The sequence below is a fragment of the Exiguobacterium sp. R-39 genome, from assembly GCF_049942815.1.
GTDB lineage: Bacteria > Bacillota > Bacilli > Exiguobacteriales > Exiguobacteriaceae > Exiguobacterium_A.
This window is the reverse complement of sequence record NZ_CP187965.1, coordinates 2,384,868-2,402,314: the sequence shown is the minus strand read 5'-3', so window position 1 is coordinate 2,402,314 and position 17,447 is coordinate 2,384,868. Positions and strand designations below refer to the sequence as shown.

Genomic DNA, 17,447 nt, shown 5'->3' with positions numbered 1-17,447 from the left:
AGGTGTCATCTTGATCACGAAAAAAGAAATCACGAAAACGATCAAAGAACAATCAAAAGAAACAATTGAAGAGTTGCTTGCGAAAGGCGACTCGCTTAAAGAAGAGGTGGCTAGTGCCATCACCCACGGACTCGGTGTCATCTTCAGCATCGTCGCTTTAGTATTGCTGGTCCTGCAAGCCTCGAAGTCGGGCAGTGCCTGGAACATCACCGCCGTCAGTATCTTTGGCGCGACGATGATTTTACTCTATCTGTTCTCGACATTGATGCACTCACTCATGCATACGCGTGCCAATAAAGTGCTGCAGATCCTTGATCACGCGGGAATCTACTTATTGATTGCCGGGAGCTATACACCGTTCGCCTTGATCACCTTACGCGGACCACTCGGCTGGACGTTGCTCGGCATCGTCTGGGGTGTTGGTATTCTCGGTATCATCTGGAAACTGTATTCGACCGGAAAACACGTCTGGATTTCGAACGTCTCGTATTTGATTCTCGGTTGGTGCTGTCTGTTTGCGATCAAACCGATGTATGAAGCGCTTGGCTTACAAGGATTTTTACTTCTGCTCGGTGGCGGTCTCGCCTATTCCCTTGGTGTCATCTTTTACGTCTGGGCCCGTTTGCCTTATAATCATGCGATTTGGCATTTGTTTGTCCTCGCCGGCAGTATCTTGATTTTCTTATCGATTTTCTATTACGTCGCTCCGACACCGGCACCGATGTCTTGAAAAACTTAAAGTTACGGGACTGGCTCCCGTTTACACTCTACATGCTTGTTGGACTTGGACTGCTCCTGTATTTCCGTTTTTCCGGAATGATGGAGCAGTTTGATATTCAAGCCTTGTCTGACTGGATTCGTCAGCAGGGCGCCTTCGGCATGTTGCTGTACATATTGGCTTATACGATCCGTCCGCTCGTCTTTTTCCCGGCGAGCCTGTTGACGGTGTTTGGCGGTTATACCTACGGTCCGTGGATCGGGACGATTCTCGATGTCGTCGGTGCCGGAACCGGCAGTTTATTAAGTTTTTGGATTGCCCGTCTGCTCGGTCGACGCGGCATCGAAAAGATCATCGGAACCGGTAAATTGACGGTTCTCGATGAACGGATCGCAACGAATGGATTCGTCGTCGTCTTGATTGTCCGGTTGATTCCACTGTTTCCGTTTGACGCGATCAGTTATGCGTCCGGTCTGTCGAAAATTAAATTTCGTCAGTTTGCGCTCGCCAGTTACCTCGGCATCATTCCCGGAGCTTTTGTTTACAACAATATCGGGGCCAGCCTGCGCGATCCGTTTTCCTGGCAATTTTTCTTTGCGATTTTCTTGTACCTGCTCTTTTTCATCGTTGGTTTTTTTGCCCAACGAAAACTACGAAAAAAACAAAACATCGAGCACATGTAAGCGCTTTATGTCATAATATGAATGCAGAGATGTGAACCGACATGGTAAAACAGCCTAGCATTTATTTAGGGGGAGTAATGAGTGATGGAACGAGTATTACGGGATGGTTTTATCTTCTTATCGCAAAATAAGACATTGAATGGTCTGGCGAAACGGTATGGTCTGAAGTTCGGTGCAGGGCGCTTTGTGGCTGGGGATTCACTCGAAGCCTCAAAACGCGCGATCCAAGACTTGAACTCAAAAGGATTGTGCGTCACGATGGATCACCTCGGTGAATTCATTTCGACGGTCGGAGAAGCGGAAATGATGACGCAGGAATGTATTCGTGCGGTGGAAATGATTGCGGAAGAGAAACTAGACTCGCAACTTTCACTGAAATTGACGTCACTTGGTCTTGATATCTCGGATGAATTGATCCGCTCGAACATGGAACGGATTTTGACACGGGCGAAGGAAGTCGGCGTCTTCGTCACAATCGATATGGAAGATGAGCCGCGTTGTGAAAAAACGATTCAATTGTTCGAAGAATTACGTCAATCCTTTGATAACATCGGAACGGTCATTCAGTCGTACTTGTACCGGTCGGAAGACGACATCAAACGCGTCGGACGATTCGAGACGAACTTACGGATTGTCAAAGGGGCATACAAAGAGCCGGCAACGGTCGCTTTCCCGGAAAAAGAAGATGTGGACCACAACTACATCAAGCTCGTCAAACTGCAATTGTCACTCGGCAACTATGCCGCGGTTGCGACGCATGACGATGCGATGATTGAACAGATCATCCGTTACGCAAAAGACAACGGCATCGGCAACGACAAATTCGAATTCCAGATGCTCTACGGTATCCGCGTCGAACGTCAGCTTGAACTCGTGAAGCTCGGCTACAAAGTCCGCGTCTACGTCCCATACGGTCGTGACTGGTACGGCTACTTCATGCGCCGTTTGGCGGAACGTCCAGCGAACGTGGCGTTTGTCCTTAAAGGCATGGTTAAAGGTTAATAGGGAAACGTGAGATGGAGCTGTCATGGCTTCATCTTTTTTTATCATTTTTTAATAATTGTTCGAAAGATTTTTTCTGTCCGTGCTTTTCGTAGCTAATATGGCTGGGAGACTCAAAAGAAATCACTCGTTATTCATGCACTTTCCTCAGGCGAGACACAAGCCAGACTTTGCTATTCGCAAGTCGGGTCTTGTTTGTCTCTGACAGCGCAAAAAAAATGTGCTTTTTCCTGTAGGAGTTGCATGAATCGAGTGATTTTTTCTACTTGATAGGTGTGAGCAGATGAACGATTGCGTTGAATGGGTTTTATCAGCAAAAAGACGTATCCACCCGACTTCTACGGGAAAAGGAAGCTTTCTTCCGTCAGGGACAGGCAAGACCCGGCCATCGCTGAGATGACAGCTAGCTTGCGTCCCGCCCGAGAAAAGCGGGTGGACATACGTCTGTTTTAGAACGTATGATTTTTTGGTTCTTCAACACTCAATCCGTTTACCGCGTCCGAAACGCAAACAAACAGGAAAACGCATGGGCCTGATCGAGCAACCGGTGACCGGTCAGGACGGCACCTTCTTTTTGAATGACGGCTTCCTCAAGCAACGTCCAGCTGAGTTCATCTGCCAGTTGGACGAGTTCCCACGGCATCATCGTATTGCCCATCGGCGCGTCTTCTCCGTGCAGGCGACGGTAGGACAACGCCCGTGGTGCTGCCGTCGGTCCAAGCAGACTGATGACGACGAGCGGGGCGACCCGGCTGATTTCTTTTAGGGCCGTAATGGGACGCGTCGACCATTCGAGTGAATTGACGGCAAGGATGACGTCAAACGTATCATCCGCAAACGGCAATGCTTCACCGGTTCCGACGACGAAGTCGAGTGCCGGTGATTTGTCACGGGCGATCCGGATCATTTCTTCCGACAAATCAAGACCCGTCACTTGAAACGCGTCTGCGAGCAGCCGGCAAGCCGCGCCGTCGCCGCATCCTAAATCGAGTAACTTACCGGACGTGATGACCGATTTCAGAAACGGGATGATTGTTTTCCGGCTGCCTGTCGTCCACATCATCTCCGACCGGTCGGCCCAATCCGTCGCTTTTTGATTCCATAGTTGTTCCGTCGATTTCATGAGAACTCCCCCTTTTGATTTCAGTCTAACAGGAAAATTTGACCAATAGATGATTTTTTATTGCTACTGAATGATAATTCATTTATGATGGAGAGGTAGAAGGAAGCAGTGAAAAAACGGACGGCTTCTTTTTTTGTCAGAATAATGAATGGTTGTTCATTCAATTACGAATCAGGGGGTCTATCATGGCGAGTCAAATCGGTCAGCCGACCACAGTACACACGACGAAACATATTCAATTCGCCGTCATTATCGGTTCAGGGGTCATGGGTGCAGGGATTGCCGCACACCTCGCGAACGCGGGAATCCGGACATTGATGCTTGATATCGTACCAAAAGAATTAACCGCGCAGGAGACGAAACAAGGATTGACGCTGGAAGATGCGGCAGTTCGTTCACGGATTGCCCGTGACAACCGTCAGAAGTTACTCAAACAAAATCCGGCACCACTCGCTTCCAAACAATTAATTGATTTAATCGAAGTCGGAAACCTCGAAGACGACTTGGAACGCCTCAAAGAAGCGGACTGGGTGATTGAAGTCATCGTCGAACGGCTTGACGTCAAACAACAGTTGTTTGCGACAATCGAACCGTTCTTACGTGAAGATGTGATCGTCAGTTCCAACACGTCAGGCATTTCTATCGAAGCGATGCGCGAAGGACGCTCGGAATCGTTTAATGCCCGGTTCCTCGGGACCCACTTCTTTAACCCGCCGCGTTACTTGAAGTTACTCGAACTGATTCCGACACGTGATACGGATCCGGAAGTCGTCCGGTTCATGAAACAGTTTGCAGAAGAGCGTCTCGGTAAAGGGGTCGTCATCGCAAAAGATACACCAAACTTCATCGGCAACCGGATTGGGACATACGGTCTGCTCGTCACACTGGATGAGATGAAAAAAGGCGGCTATTCGATCGGGGAGGTCGATTCCGTCACCGGACCATTACTCGGTCGTCCAAGCTCAGCGACGTTCCGGACGCTTGATGTCGTCGGGATCGACACATTCGTTCACGTTGCGAACAACGTCTACGACCTGTTACCGGACGGGGCGGAAAAAGATACGTTCGCCGTACCGGCAGAAATGAAACGATTGGTTGACGAAGGATCTCTCGGGGCGAAGTCGGGTCAAGGCTTCTATAAAAAAGCCGGCAAGCAGATCCTCGAACTCGATCTAACGACTTTTGAATACGTTGAAAAGAGAGCGCTTACCGAACCGTCGATCGGTCAGGCAAAAGCTCTTCCGGGCGCTAAAAATAAACTGAAAGCCGTTGTCTTTGCGAAGGACCGTGTCGGTGCGTTACTTTGGCCGATCCATGCGAAAACATTGCTGTACTCGGCGCAACTGACACACGAGATTGCGGATGACATCAAAGCGATTGACGAAGCGATGAAATGGGGCTTCGGTTGGAAGATGGGACCGTTCGAGACGTGGGATGCCCTCGGCGTCGAGAAGACGGTCGCGAAGATGAAACAGGATGGATACGATGTCCCGGTCTGGGTCGATGAGATGCTCGCAGCAGGCGTCACCAGCTTCTATAACGAAGACGGTCAGTTTTACGATGCGCAGTCACAAAAATATGTCGGCAGTGCGGTCAATCCGAAAGAAATCCGTTTACGCGACGTCCGCAAATCAAACGGCGTCCTGCTTGAAAACAACGGTGCCCGTCTGCTTGATCTGGGAGACGATGTCGCCGTCCTTGAATTCACGTCGAAGAGTAACGCGATCGGCGTCGATATCATGCAGATGATCGAACAGTCGATTGATCTCGTTGAAAAAAATCACCGGGGTCTTGTCATCGCCAACGACGGCAAAAACTTCTGTGTCGGGGCGAACCTGGCGATGATGTTGATGGAAGCAGAGGATGAAAACTGGTTCGAACTCGACTGGATCATCAACAAGTTCCAGCAATCGATTCAGAAAATCCGTTATGCATCGCGTCCGATCGTCGTCGCGCCGCAAGGGATGACGCTTGGAGGTGGAACGGAGATCTCGCTTCCGGCAGCCCGTTTGCAAGCCGGTCTTGAAACCTATATGGGACTCGTCGAAGTCGGTGTCGGTCTGATTCCGGGGGGCGGCGGAAACGTCAACACGTATCGTCGTCTGCTCGAAAATACACCGGACGGACTCGTCAACATCGAAAAAGCCGCACAGAAGACGTTTGAGAACGTCGCGATGGCGAAAGTTTCGAAATCGGCCTTTGAAGCACGGGAACTCGGTTATGTCCGGACCGTCGATCAGATTTCGATGAACCGGGATCACTTGACGTTTGATGCAAAACAATTGGTGCTCGAACTCGACCGGACAGGCTACACGGCGCCGGCACATACCAAGATTCCGGTCGTCGGCCGGGCCGGGAAAGCGACGCTTGAGCTCGCGACCCGTGAAATGTTCTACGGCGGCTATATCTCGGAACATGATTTAAAAATTGCCAGTAAACTCGCACACGTCATTGCCGGTGGGAACGTTTCGTTCGGAACGGCAGTCGACGAACAATATATGCTCGATATCGAACGGGAAGCCTTCCTGAGCTTGATTGGCGAACTGAAAACACAACAACGGATGCAACATATGCTTGTCAAAGGCAAGCCGCTCCGTAACTGATGACTGGGGGGATTCGAATGAAGGAAGCAGTAATCGTCGCCGGTGCACGAACACCGGTCGGCAAAGCAAAAAAAGGATCATTTAAGTCAATGCGTTCTGATGAACTCGCAGGTATCGCCATCAAGGAAACGTTGAAACGGGCGAACTATACGGGAGCAATTGATGACGTCATTCTCGGGTGCGCCTTACCGGAAGCGGAACAAGGGATGAACATCGCCCGGTACGCATCCGTCCTCGGCGGACTGTCACATGAAGTGCCGGCGATCACGATCAACCGCTATTGCTCGTCCGGTCTCCAGTCGATTGCCGATGCGTCGATGAAAATCATGACGGGTCAAGCAACAGCCGTCATTGCCGGTGGTCTTGAGTCGATGAGCCAAGTACCGATGCCGGGACACGTCGTCCGACCAAATCCGTCAATCGTCGAAACGGAGCCTGAATATTACATGAGCATGGGACACACGGCAGAGCAGGTCGCCGCGACGTACCACGTCTCACGGGAAGATCAGGATGCCTTTGCCCTGAAAAGCCATCAAAAAGCAGCCGCTGCAATCGCGTCCGGCAAATTCGCCGATGAAATCGTGCCGGTGACGGTCACGGAACAGTACGTCAACGATGAGTTGAAAATTGAAGAAAAGACATGGGTCGTCGAACATGACGAAGGTGTCCGCGCTGATTCGTCACCGGAAGGTCTTGCCAAGCTCCGTCCGGCATTTCGTCTCGGCGGCAGTGTCACAGCGGGGAACTCGTCGCAGACATCAGACGGTGCAGCTGCCGTCCTGATCATGGAACGCGAAGAAGCGGAACGCCAGGGCCTGCCGATTCTCGGGAAGTTCAAATCGTTTGCAGTCGGCGGTGTCCGTCCGGAAGTCATGGGCATCGGACCGGTCGTCGCGATTCCGAAGGCACTGGAACTCGCCGGCATCACGCTCGAAGACGTCGGATTGATTGAATTAAACGAAGCCTTCGCATCCCAGTCACTCGGTGTCATTCGTGAACTCGGACTGAATGAAGACATCGTCAACGTCAACGGCGGCGCGATTGCGCTCGGTCATCCACTCGGGTGTACCGGAACGAAACTGACATTAACACTCTTGCATGAAATGAAACGACGGAACGTCCAATACGGCGTCGTCTCGATGTGTATCGGCGGCGGGATGGGTGCTGCCGGTGTATTCGAACTAGTTGAAGGAGGAACAGGACAATGAGCCAAACAACAAACGAATTGATTAAAGGTGGAAGTTTTGTACTGGATGAGTTACAAGCGGATCGTCTCTTTACACCGGAAGATTTTTCGGAAGAACACAAAATGGTTGGTGACATGACGGCGAAGTTCGTCGAAGACCGTGTCGTTCCAGTCCTCGACCGGATCGAAAAACATGAGTTCGAATTGTCGGTCGGTCTTCTACGCGAAGCAGGCGAGCTCGGCTTGCTTGGTGCTGATGTCCCGGAAGCATACGGCGGGTATCAAATGGATAAGATTTCATCGTCAATCATCACGGAGAAGTTTGCCCGCGGCCGTTCGTTTGCCCTCAGTTACGGTGCCCACGTCGGAATCGGTTCATTGCCAATCGTCTTCTTCGGGAACGAAGAGCAAAAACAAAAATATCTCCCGAAACTGTCGTCTGGTGAATGGATTGCGTCTTACGCGTTGACAGAACCGGGCTCAGGTTCGGATGCCCTTGGTGCGAAAACGACGGCTGTCCTAAATGAAGCCGGCACACACTATATCCTGAACGGGGAAAAACAATGGATCACGAATGCCGGTTTTGCCAGCCTGTTCGTCGTCTATGCTAAAATCGACGGTGACAAATTTACAGCATTCCTCGTCGAAGGATCGTATCCGGGTGTCTCGACCGGACTTGAAGAACAGAAAATGGGAATCAAAGGATCGTCAACCCGGACGTTGATCCTGCAAGATGCGGAAGTACCGGTCGAAAACGTTCTTGGTGAAATCGGTCGCGGACACGTCATCGCCTTTAACATCTTGAACGTCGGTCGCTATAAATTAGCAGTCGGTGCGGTCGGTTCATCAAAACGGGCAATCGACCTTGCCGTCCAGTATTCCAATGAGCGGAAACAGTTCAAGACACCAATCAGCTCATTCCCGTTGATCCAGGAAAAACTGGCGACGATGGCAGCGCAGACGTATGCGATGGAGAGCTCGGTCTACCGGACCGGCGGATTGTTCCAGGACAGTCTCGATCAGTTGTCGGAAGAAGAGAGCAAGGACGGCAAGAAAATCGCCGATGCGATTGCCGAGTATGCGATTGAATGCTCGATGAACAAAGTGTTTGCATCGGAAACGTTTGACTACGTCATCGACGAAGCGGTCCAGATTCACGGCGGATACGGCTTCATGGCCGAATACGAAGTCGAAAACATGTACCGTGATTCGCGGATCAACCGGATCTTCGAAGGCACAAACGAAATCAACCGTCTGCTCGTACCGGGCACGCTGTTGAAGAAAGCGATGAAAGGGGACTTACCGTTGCTCGCAGAAGCCCAGCGTCTGCAACAGGAAGTCATGAGCTTCATGCCGACGGAAGTCGGATCGGAACCACTCGACCGTGAACGTCATTTACTTGCGATGATGAAAAAAATCTTCCTGCTGACTGCCGGAACAGCCGTTCAGAAGTATCAGGACAAGCTCCAAGGCGAACAGGAAATCCTCGCAAACACGGCAGACATCATGAGTGCGATCTATGCATTGGAGTCAGCCATCGTCCGGACGGAAAAAGCGATTGTTGCCAAGGGCGTCGAGAAAAACGAATTGAAAATCCGTTACACGGAAGTCTTCGCACAACAAGCCTTTGAAGGCGTGGAGCGGGACGCGAAGGAAACGTTGTACGCCGCAGCGAGCGGCGACGAGTTACGGATGCTGCTGTCGGCACTGAAGAAGTTCAGCCGGTACCAGCCGATCAACTCGATCGGAACAAAACGTTTGATTGCGAAACGTTTGATCGAAGCGAACAAATATACAGTCTAAGTCAGGTTTACCGATTCGCCTTTGCAGGGAAAATCTCTGTAAGGGCGAATTTTTTCATTGAAGGAGGAAGCAAACATGCGACAAGAATTGACGGAACTCCAGTTTGCCATCGACTACTATAAATCACTTGAACGGCTTTCTGATGAAGAATGGGAATTACCGCTTGCCGTCGATAAGTGGACCATTCATGAATGTGTCAGTCATTTGTTTTTATGGGACCGGTACTATCTCGATCATGCCGTATCCAAGCTGCCGGATGAACGGTTGACGCTTGTTCAGACCGATTATGACGAGTTCAATCGCCTGGCGGTCGAATATGCCCATCATATCGATGCTCTCGCCTTATTGAAAAAAGCCATCGGTGTACGCCGGGAACTGGTTACGCTCCTCGACCGGCTGACGGACGAACAGTATGAGCGGACATATGAAGGGACATTTCAGCCAAAAGCGTTTGTCGACTCCTTCATTGCCCATGACCACCACCATCAGGATCAAATCGATGCAGCATTGGCACGCTTGAAACGGGGCTGACCAATCTGCTAATCTGAAGACAGAGGTGATGAAAAAATGGTAACGATGTACGGTTATCCAAAATGCAGTACGTGTGTCAAAGCAAAAAAAGCACTGGAAACGAACGGTGTCGAAGTTGACTACAAGCATATCGTCAATGAAACACCAAGTGCCGAGACGATTCGGGAACTTCATCAAAAGAGTGGCGAACCGCTGAAGAAGTTTTTTAATACGAGCGGTCAGTCGTACCGGTCGCAAGGAATCAAGGACCGTTTGCCGGAACTTTCCGAACAGGAGCAATACGAATTGCTTGCAAGTGACGGGATGTTGCTGAAGCGTCCGATCGTCACAGACGGACAAGACGTGACAATCGGCTTCAAAGAAGAACTCTATCAAGGAAAATGGTATTAAGAAGGCTAGTTCATTTGGTATACTGAATGCGTTAGTCCACTATAGATCACAGGGGGAATCGCAAATGAGTCAAGTCAAAGACAATCTACGTTATTCGGAAGAGCATGAATGGGTCGAAGTAACAGGAAACAAGGCACGAATCGGGATTACGGATTTCGCGCAACACGAACTTGGCGATATCGTCTTCGTCGAATTACCAGAAGTCGGCGATACGATTTCTGCCAACGAGCCGTTTGGTTCAGTTGAATCGGTTAAAACGGTATCCGAATTGTACGCACCGATTTCAGGGAAAGTCGTTGCCATCAATGAGTCACTGTCTGATTCCCCGGAACTCGTCAACGAATCACCATTCGAAGGTGCTTGGATGGTTGATATCGAAATCGAAGATGATGCACAAGTAGAAGCGTTAATGGACGCAGCTGCTTACAAATCGATGATTAACGAGTAATACTTACGGAAAAGGCGGCAAGGAAACGATATCGTTTCCTCGTCGTCTTTTTTTCTGTATACTGGCACAAGATAAAACAAAACAGAGGGGGAATGGAACGGATGAAAGAAGTCACACAAGTCCCGGAAAATGGTTTTTTGTATGTCTATGCACCGATGTGTGGGACATGCGCCATCGCCAGTCGGATGCTTGAGATCGTCGAAGCGACAAAAGAGGAAGAATGGATCGTGCAGGCAAACGGAAACTTCATTCCGGATTTTTTAGAGCAAGCGCAGGTCATGAGTGTGCCGGCATTATTAAAAATTGAAGAGAATCAAGTCGTATCAAGGCTTTACGCTTTTCAATCGGTTCAAAATGTCTTCGCATTCTGTGCCGAATAACAAGAGGAATCCGTCTGAGATTTCTCTTTACGCTAAATTGTCGGAATATTTACAATAATTCATTGACAATGCTAAATTATGAATGGTATATTCATATCAACTTCTAGAAATGCTTTTATAGGAAGTCTGGCAGAGATATGAGTTGGCTGTTGTTTTTCATTCCAGAACCGTTCAAAAAAATCCTGTGTTGTTTGCTTGTCTCCCCTTAAGTCGTCCCCCAAAGACGAAGCGGCGCAAGGAAACCATTCGGGATTCGAGCAGGAGGTCTGTCATGAGAGTCCAGTTCAACTGATATGTCGAAAAGGCGCCGCCCTCTGATACGACGAACGAAGAAGTTCGTGTCAGAGCTGGGTTTTCCTTCGTGGCATTTCTAACCACATTATTCGTGTTGCCGGTTCTCCGGCAGCGCCTTTTTTTTGTTTTCAAAAGAATTTAAAGCAGTCGTCTTGCCATTCGTAAATGTCCCTGCTACAATGCGATTAAGGTAAATTACTTTAATTCATATCCGATTAGTCGGAATTAAAAGAGAGATACGGAGGACGAACAGGCATGACAGTACGCTTTATGGATGTTTTTACAGAGTGGGCGTCAACATACGACGACACGGTAACGGGGCATGATCCGGAGTACAAAGAAGTCTTTCGTCGTTATGAAGAAATATTAGATACGGTCGCAACGAAAGCAGTCTCCCCGGTCGTTGAGTTCGGCGCAGGAACCGGTAACCTGACGCAACGGTTGCTGGAGCGACATGATCATGTCCTCGCCGTCGAACCGAGTCCGGAGATGCGGGATATTCTCACCAACAAGATTCCGGAACTTCCGGTGCAGGACGGACATTTCCTGTCGTTTACGGCAGATGATGCGAAAAGCTTTGTTTCGACGTATGCGTTTCATCATCTGACGGATGAGGAAAAGGGAGAAGCTGTTGACTTGATGGCGAAAATTTTGCCGCACGACGGAAAAATCGTTTATGCCGATACGATGTTTGTTTCGGAAGAAGCCCGCTTACAAACGATTTCTGAAGCGAAAGCCCAAGGATTTAACGGACTAGCAGAAGATTTGGAACGTGAGTTTTATCCACTGATTCCGGTGATGGAACAGATTTTTGCATCACGCGGATTCGATGTTTCATTTACACAATACAATCACTTCGTCTGGCTCGTAGAAGCCGAGAAAATGGGGGAATAAATCATGACACTCAAAAAAATGAACGTAGAAAGCTTTAACCTGGATCATACGAAAGTCAAAGCACCATATATTCGCGTTGCCGGATACAAAGACGGTAAAGTCGATCAAGTCGTTAAATACGACATCCGCTTCACGCAACCAAACGTCGAGCAAATGCCGATGCGTGCAATGCATACACTCGAACATTTACTTGCAGAAAACATCCGTAACTATTCGGACGATGTCATCGATGTCTCGCCAATGGGTTGCCAAACAGGTTTCTACATGGCGATGATGAACTTTGATTCGGTCGAAAAAATGAGCGAGCTTGTTGAGAAAACATTAAAAGACGTCTTAGCAGCAGAAGAAATTCCAGCGCAAAATGAAGTCCAATGCGGATTCGCAAGCGCCCACGATCTTAAAGGAGCGAAGCACTATGCCGAGAAAATGCTTGCCGGTCGTGATGAATGGGACATCGTCTTCGGATGATCGCGAAATCAGTCCGCGACCTCGTCGGAAATACGCCGCTCTACGAGATTACTTCATTCGATTTGCCTGCTGGTACGCGGATTTTGGCGAAGCTCGAATGGATGAACCCTGGGGGCAGCGTCAAAGACCGCCTTGGCATTCAACTCGTTGATGCCGCGATCGAACAGGGATATGTGACACCAGGTGGAACGATCATCGAACCGACTGCTGGCAACACCGGCATCGGTTTGGCGCTCGCCGCCAAAAAGTATGATTTACAGGTCATCTGTGTCGTTCCGGAAAAGTTCAGCCAGGAGAAACAGACGTTGATGCGGGCACTCGGCGCGACTGTCGTCAACACACCGACTGAGCTCGATATGCAGGGCGCGATCGATAAAGCCAAAGAACTCGGACAAACGGTTCCGAACAGTTATGTTCCGCTTCAATTCGAAAACGAAGAAAATCCGGTCACGTATCAGCGGACACTTGGCCCTGAGCTGATGGCGGAACTGGATCAGATTGATTGGTTCGTTGCCGGATGCGGGTCAGGCGGAACGTTTGCCGGAACAGCGGCCTATTTAAAAGAACGTCTCGGGACGAAAGGTGCAATCGTCGAACCGGAAGGCTCGGTCCTCAACGGGGGACCAGCCGGACCGCATAAGACGGAAGGTATCGGAACGGCCAAATGGCCAAGCCTCGTCTCGCGTGACTTAGTAGATGAAATTCATACGATTTCAGATCATGATGCCTTCACGAAAGTCCATGAATTGGCGGCTCGTGAAGGATTGCTCGTCGGCAGTTCAGCCGGTGCAGCACTCGTAGCAGCACTTGATCTGGCACATCGTTTTCCCGGCAGTACCATCGTCACCGTCTTCGCCGACAGTGCCGAGCGGTATTTAAGCCAACAAATCTTTGAAAAGGTGGACGAGACACATGCGTAAAAAGACAGCATTGATTCATGGAGGAACAGGCGTCGATCGAGCAACAGGTGCCGTTACACCCCCGATTTATCAGACAAGCACATACAAACAGGAAAAAATCGGTCAACTAAAAGAAGGCTACGAGTATTCACGGACAGCCAACCCGACACGGACGAGCATCGAACGTCTGATTGCCGATCTTGAAGGCGGCGCACGTGGTTTTGCCTTTGGATCAGGAATGGCAGCGATTCATGCCGTATTCAATCTGCTTGAGTCAGGCGACCATATCGTCATGACAGATGACGTCTACGGTGGTACATTCCGTCTGATGCAACGTGTCTTACCGAAATTCAACATCCAAGTGACATTCGTCGATACGACGGATCTTGCCGCAACGGAAGCTGCGGTTCAAGACAACACGAAGATGCTGTACGTCGAAACACCAACGAACCCGTTGTTGAAAGTGACGGATATCGCAGCTGTTTCTGAGATCGCAAAACGCAACAACCTGAAACTTGTCGTCGACAACACGTTTGCGACACCATACCTGCAGCAACCACTCGCACTCGGTGCAGATATCGTTCTTCACAGCGCGACAAAATACATCGGCGGTCACTCGGACGTCGTCGCCGGACTTGTCGTCGTCAACAGCGACGAGCTCGGAGAAGATCTTCATTTCATCCAAAACTCGACCGGCGGTATTCTTGGACCGCAGGACAGCTTCCTGCTCGTCCGTGGTTTACGGACGCTTGGTATCCGGATGGATGCAATCGAAGAAACGTCACACGATCTCGTTCAGTTCTTACAGGAACAGGATGTCGTCTCATACATCTTTTATCCGGGACTGGCATCACATCCGGGTCACTCGACACAACAGAAACAGGCGACCGGTTTCGGCGGAATGATCAGTTTTGATGTCGGTTCAGCAGAAAATGCGGAGAAACTCGTCGAAGCGACACATTTCTTCACATTGGCTGAAAGTCTTGGAGCGGTCGAGAGTTTGATTTCCGTTCCGGCACGGATGACGCATGCGTCGATTCCAGCAGAGCGTCGCGCAGAACTCGGAATTACAGATGGTCTCGTTCGGATCTCGGTCGGTCTTGAAGACGCGGAAGACTTGAAAGAAGATTTGGCACGTGCTTTCAGTCTGCTTCAACCGGTTTCAGAAAAAACTGTTTGACAAGCAAAATAACCCCTGCTAATATTCAGATTATATTAAAAATAACTAAATACCGATAACTCTTATCGAGAGTGGTGGAGGGACTGGCCCGATGAAACCCGGCAACCGCGGAATTTATTCCGAAGTGGTGCTAATTCCAGCAGACGATTGTCTGCAAGATGAGAGCAAATGGTTTTGTGTACTGAAAAAGTGCGCGCGTTTGCTCTAAAACGTGCGCACTTTTTTTATGTTTAGGAGGGACCGTATTGATTCGCTTACAGGATGTAGGAAAGATTTATCGCTCGAAGCGCGGATCGGTTGAAGCCGTCGTCAATGTCGACTTGTCAATCGAGCGCGGTGAAATTTTTGGAATAATCGGTTATTCAGGGGCAGGGAAATCAACACTGATTCGTTTGCTGAACATGCTTGAAGCACCGACGAGCGGCTCGATTCAAATCGACGGTGTCGAAATGACGACGCTCAAACCGAAAGAATTACGCGGCGTCCGCAAAAACGTCTCAATGGTATTCCAGCACTTTAATCTGCTGTGGTCACGGACCGTCGAAGAAAACATTATGTTCCCGCTTGAACTCGGCGGTTATCCGAAAGCCCGTCGCAAAGAACGAGTTGCTGAACTGATTCAACTCGTCGGACTCGACGGACGCGAAGGTGCTTACCCGTCGCAACTGTCAGGTGGACAAAAACAACGGGTCGGGATTGCCCGGGCACTGGCATCCAACCCAGATGTCTTACTCTGTGACGAAGCGACCAGTGCGCTGGATCCGAAAACGACGGACTCGATCCTCGAGTTGCTTGTCGACATCAACAAAAAATTAAAACTGACAATCGTCTTGATTACACATGAGATGCACGTCATTCAGAAAATCTGTCACCGGGTTGCCGTCATGGAAGCCGGGAAAATCGTCGAACAGGGACCGGTCGCAGAAGTGTTCCGTCACCCGAAACAGGCGATGACAAAAGAGTTCGTCAAACAATTGACGTCACCATCTGAAAACGAATTGACGTTTGCGAAATTACGCGAACGCTACCCGACCGGAAAAATCGTCCAGCTGACGTTCGTCGGTTCGACGGCGGAAAGTCCGATCCTGGCCGAAGTCATGAAAGACTCGAACTTATTATTCAATATCATCGGCGGAAACGTCGGACAGACGCAGGACGGGGCACTCGGAACGCTGTTCATTCAGCTGCTCGGGTCGGAACAGGAAGCACAAGCGGTCATCGCCAAACTTCAAGCGAGTGACGTTGAAGTGGAGGTGGATCACCGATGAGTACATTTTTTACAGATGTGGATTGGGATATGGTTTGGGAAGCAACCCGCAGTACCGTCTATATGACGGCTGTTGCAGGACTCGCGACGTTCGTCCTCGGACTGGCGATCGGTCTGTTGTTATATGCGACGAACGAAGAATTGTTGTTTAAAAACCGGACACTCTATTCCGTACTCAGCTTTTTAGTCAATATATTCCGCTCTATCCCGTTTATCATTCTATTGATTCTGTTGATCCCGATCACGAAAATCATCGTCGGGTCATTCTTAGGACCAACGGCTGCATTACCTGCGTTAATTCTCGGTGCAGCACCGTTTTACGGCCGGATGGTCGAACTGGCACTTCGTGAAGTCGATAAGGGTGTCATCGAGGCAGCTGAATCGATGGGCGCAACGAAGTTCCAAATTATCTATAAAGTCCTGATTCCGGAAGCTTTGCCGGCAATCATCTCAGGAATCACCGTTACGCTTGTCGCACTCGTCGGTTACACGGCAATGGCCGGGTTAGCCGGTGGTGGTGGACTGGGAGACATGGCCTTCATCGAAGGATTCCAGCGTTCACAAAATAACATCACCGTCATCGCGACACTGTTGATTCTTGTCATCGTCTTCATCATTCAAATTATCGGTGACCTGCTTGTCAAAGCCATCGATAAACGGTAATACCTATCTTATTTAACCTTGGGAGGAATCATTCATGAAACTTTGGAAAAAATTCGTCGGCACAGCAGCCGTATCGGTCTTAGCAGTCAGTCTTGCAGCATGCGGAGAAGAATCTTCTTCAGGCGGCGGCGATTCAAAAACACTCGTCATCGGAGCGTCAAACGTTCCTCATGCTCAAATCTTGGAGCATGTTCAAAAAGAATATGAAGCAAAAGGCTATAAACTCGAAATCAAGAAGTTTCAGGATTATGTTCTTCCGAACAAAGCATTGGCTGAAAAAGAAATCGATGCGAACTATTTCCAACACGTGCCGTACCTTGAGCAACAGGAAAAAGAAAACAAAGACTATAAATTCGCGAGTGCCGGCGGCGTTCACGTTGAACCGCTCGGTGTCTATTCTAAAAAATACAAGTCTTTGGATAAACTGCCAAAAGGTGCAACGATCTTAACAAGCTCAAACGTTGCAGAACGCGGACGTGTCTTGACGTTCCTTCAAAACGAAGGGCTGATCAAGTTGAAAGACGGTAAAACAACGGATGCACAATTGAAAGATATCGTAGAAAATCCAAAGAAAATTAAGTTCAAAACGAACATTGAAGCGTCACTCTTACCGCAAGCCTACAAAAATAACGAAGGTGACGCGGTCCTCATCAATACGAACTACGCGATCGACAACGGTCTGAACCCGTTGAAAGATACGATTGCACTGGAAGACGAGTCTTCACCGTACGTCAACATCATCGTGACGCGTGACGGCGATGAAAAAGACAAACGTGTCACGACATTACTCGATATTCTCCATGAGAAAAAGAATCAGGACTGGATCACAAAAAAATACAAAGGGGCCGTCGTTCCGGTCAGCAAATAAGTTGCTTCCTTCAATGCATTCTTCCTATATAATGGAAGGATGCATTG

18 protein-coding genes and 1 riboswitch are annotated in these 17,447 nt (G+C 49.4%); of the genes, 17 read left to right on the top strand and 1 reads right to left on the bottom strand.

The window, feature by feature from the left end; translation table 11 throughout:
- Window positions 1-64 precede the first annotated feature (64 nt).
- From trhA to ACP26N_RS12605, 3 genes are all read left to right on the top strand, one after another.
- Entirely contained in the window at window positions 65-730 is a 666-nt protein-coding gene (trhA, locus tag ACP26N_RS12615; protein ID WP_426355414.1) for a PAQR family membrane homeostasis protein TrhA, read from the top strand.
- Window positions 727-1,401: a TVP38/TMEM64 family protein gene (locus ACP26N_RS12610; RefSeq protein ID WP_426353972.1), complete on the top strand. Its 675-nt coding sequence runs from the start codon at window positions 727-729 to the stop codon at window positions 1,399-1,401. The genes trhA and ACP26N_RS12610 overlap by 4 nt, the downstream gene beginning before the upstream one ends.
- An 84-nt stretch (window positions 1,402-1,485) precedes the next feature.
- A complete protein-coding gene (locus ACP26N_RS12605; RefSeq protein ID WP_026827616.1) occupies window positions 1,486-2,403 on the top strand; it encodes a proline dehydrogenase family protein in 918 nt (305 codons plus the stop codon).
- 490 nt (window positions 2,404-2,893) lie between these two features.
- Here the strand turns inward: ACP26N_RS12605 and ACP26N_RS12600 are convergent, their stop codons facing one another.
- Window positions 2,894-3,526, bottom strand: coding sequence for a class I SAM-dependent methyltransferase (locus ACP26N_RS12600; protein WP_426353970.1), 633 nt, complete (start codon window positions 3,524-3,526; stop codon window positions 2,894-2,896).
- A 185-nt stretch (window positions 3,527-3,711) separates the two neighbouring features.
- Between ACP26N_RS12600 and ACP26N_RS12595 the strand changes: the two genes are divergently transcribed.
- The 14 genes from ACP26N_RS12595 to ACP26N_RS12530 all read left to right on the top strand — a co-directional run bounded on the left by ACP26N_RS12595 (window position 3,712) and on the right by ACP26N_RS12530 (window position 17,400).
- Window positions 3,712-6,129 (top strand): 3-hydroxyacyl-CoA dehydrogenase NAD-binding domain-containing protein, encoded by a 2,418-nt coding sequence (locus ACP26N_RS12595; RefSeq protein WP_426353968.1) that lies wholly within the window; start codon window positions 3,712-3,714, stop codon window positions 6,127-6,129.
- Between the two features lie 17 nt (window positions 6,130-6,146).
- Window positions 6,147-7,337, top strand: coding sequence for an acetyl-CoA C-acetyltransferase (locus ACP26N_RS12590; RefSeq protein WP_354019691.1), 1,191 nt, complete (start codon window positions 6,147-6,149; stop codon window positions 7,335-7,337).
- Window positions 7,334-9,118: an acyl-CoA dehydrogenase family protein gene (locus ACP26N_RS12585; RefSeq protein ID WP_426353967.1), complete on the top strand. Its 1,785-nt coding sequence runs from the start codon at window positions 7,334-7,336 to the stop codon at window positions 9,116-9,118. The genes ACP26N_RS12590 and ACP26N_RS12585 overlap by 4 nt, the downstream gene beginning before the upstream one ends.
- A 75-nt stretch (window positions 9,119-9,193) precedes the next feature.
- Window positions 9,194-9,649 carry a DinB family protein gene (locus ACP26N_RS12580; RefSeq protein WP_426353965.1) on the top strand — a complete coding sequence of 152 codons (456 nt, stop codon included), beginning with the start codon at window positions 9,194-9,196 and terminating at the stop codon, window positions 9,647-9,649.
- Between the two features lie 36 nt (window positions 9,650-9,685).
- Window positions 9,686-10,039 carry an arsenate reductase family protein gene (locus ACP26N_RS12575; protein WP_188004639.1) on the top strand — a complete coding sequence of 118 codons (354 nt, stop codon included), beginning with the start codon at window positions 9,686-9,688 and terminating at the stop codon, window positions 10,037-10,039.
- A 64-nt stretch (window positions 10,040-10,103) separates the two neighbouring features.
- On the top strand, window positions 10,104-10,487 hold the full coding sequence (gene gcvH / locus ACP26N_RS12570) for a glycine cleavage system protein GcvH (RefSeq protein WP_114595154.1): 384 nt from the start codon (window positions 10,104-10,106) through the stop codon (window positions 10,485-10,487).
- A 101-nt stretch (window positions 10,488-10,588) separates the two neighbouring features.
- Window positions 10,589-10,867: a thioredoxin family protein gene (locus ACP26N_RS12565; protein ID WP_131972339.1), complete on the top strand. Its 279-nt coding sequence runs from the start codon at window positions 10,589-10,591 to the stop codon at window positions 10,865-10,867.
- Between the two features lie 549 nt (window positions 10,868-11,416).
- Entirely contained in the window at window positions 11,417-12,055 is a 639-nt protein-coding gene (locus ACP26N_RS12560; RefSeq protein ID WP_426353963.1) for a class I SAM-dependent methyltransferase, read from the top strand.
- A gap of 3 nt (window positions 12,056-12,058) precedes the next feature.
- Window positions 12,059-12,523 (top strand): S-ribosylhomocysteine lyase, encoded by a 465-nt coding sequence (locus ACP26N_RS12555; protein ID WP_114595157.1) that lies wholly within the window; start codon window positions 12,059-12,061, stop codon window positions 12,521-12,523.
- Window positions 12,520-13,443, top strand: coding sequence for a PLP-dependent cysteine synthase family protein (locus tag ACP26N_RS12550; protein WP_426353962.1), 924 nt, complete (start codon window positions 12,520-12,522; stop codon window positions 13,441-13,443). The genes ACP26N_RS12555 and ACP26N_RS12550 overlap by 4 nt, the downstream gene beginning before the upstream one ends.
- Window positions 13,436-14,602 (top strand): bifunctional cystathionine gamma-lyase/homocysteine desulfhydrase, encoded by a 1,167-nt coding sequence (locus tag ACP26N_RS12545; RefSeq protein WP_426353960.1) that lies wholly within the window; start codon window positions 13,436-13,438, stop codon window positions 14,600-14,602. Before ACP26N_RS12550 ends, ACP26N_RS12545 begins: the two co-directional genes overlap by 8 nt.
- Before the next feature lie 59 nt (window positions 14,603-14,661).
- Window positions 14,662-14,767: riboswitch (SAM riboswitch) on the top strand.
- Between the two features lie 80 nt (window positions 14,768-14,847).
- Window positions 14,848-15,870, top strand: a complete 1,023-nt coding sequence (locus ACP26N_RS12540) for a methionine ABC transporter ATP-binding protein (protein ID WP_131972343.1) — start codon at window positions 14,848-14,850, stop codon at window positions 15,868-15,870.
- Window positions 15,867-16,532, top strand: coding sequence for a methionine ABC transporter permease (locus tag ACP26N_RS12535; RefSeq protein ID WP_131972344.1), 666 nt, complete (start codon window positions 15,867-15,869; stop codon window positions 16,530-16,532). The genes ACP26N_RS12540 and ACP26N_RS12535 overlap by 4 nt, the downstream gene beginning before the upstream one ends.
- A 34-nt stretch (window positions 16,533-16,566) precedes the next feature.
- Entirely contained in the window at window positions 16,567-17,400 is an 834-nt protein-coding gene (locus tag ACP26N_RS12530) for a MetQ/NlpA family ABC transporter substrate-binding protein (protein ID WP_131972345.1), read from the top strand.
- The last annotated feature ends 47 nt before the right edge of the window (window positions 17,401-17,447 follow it).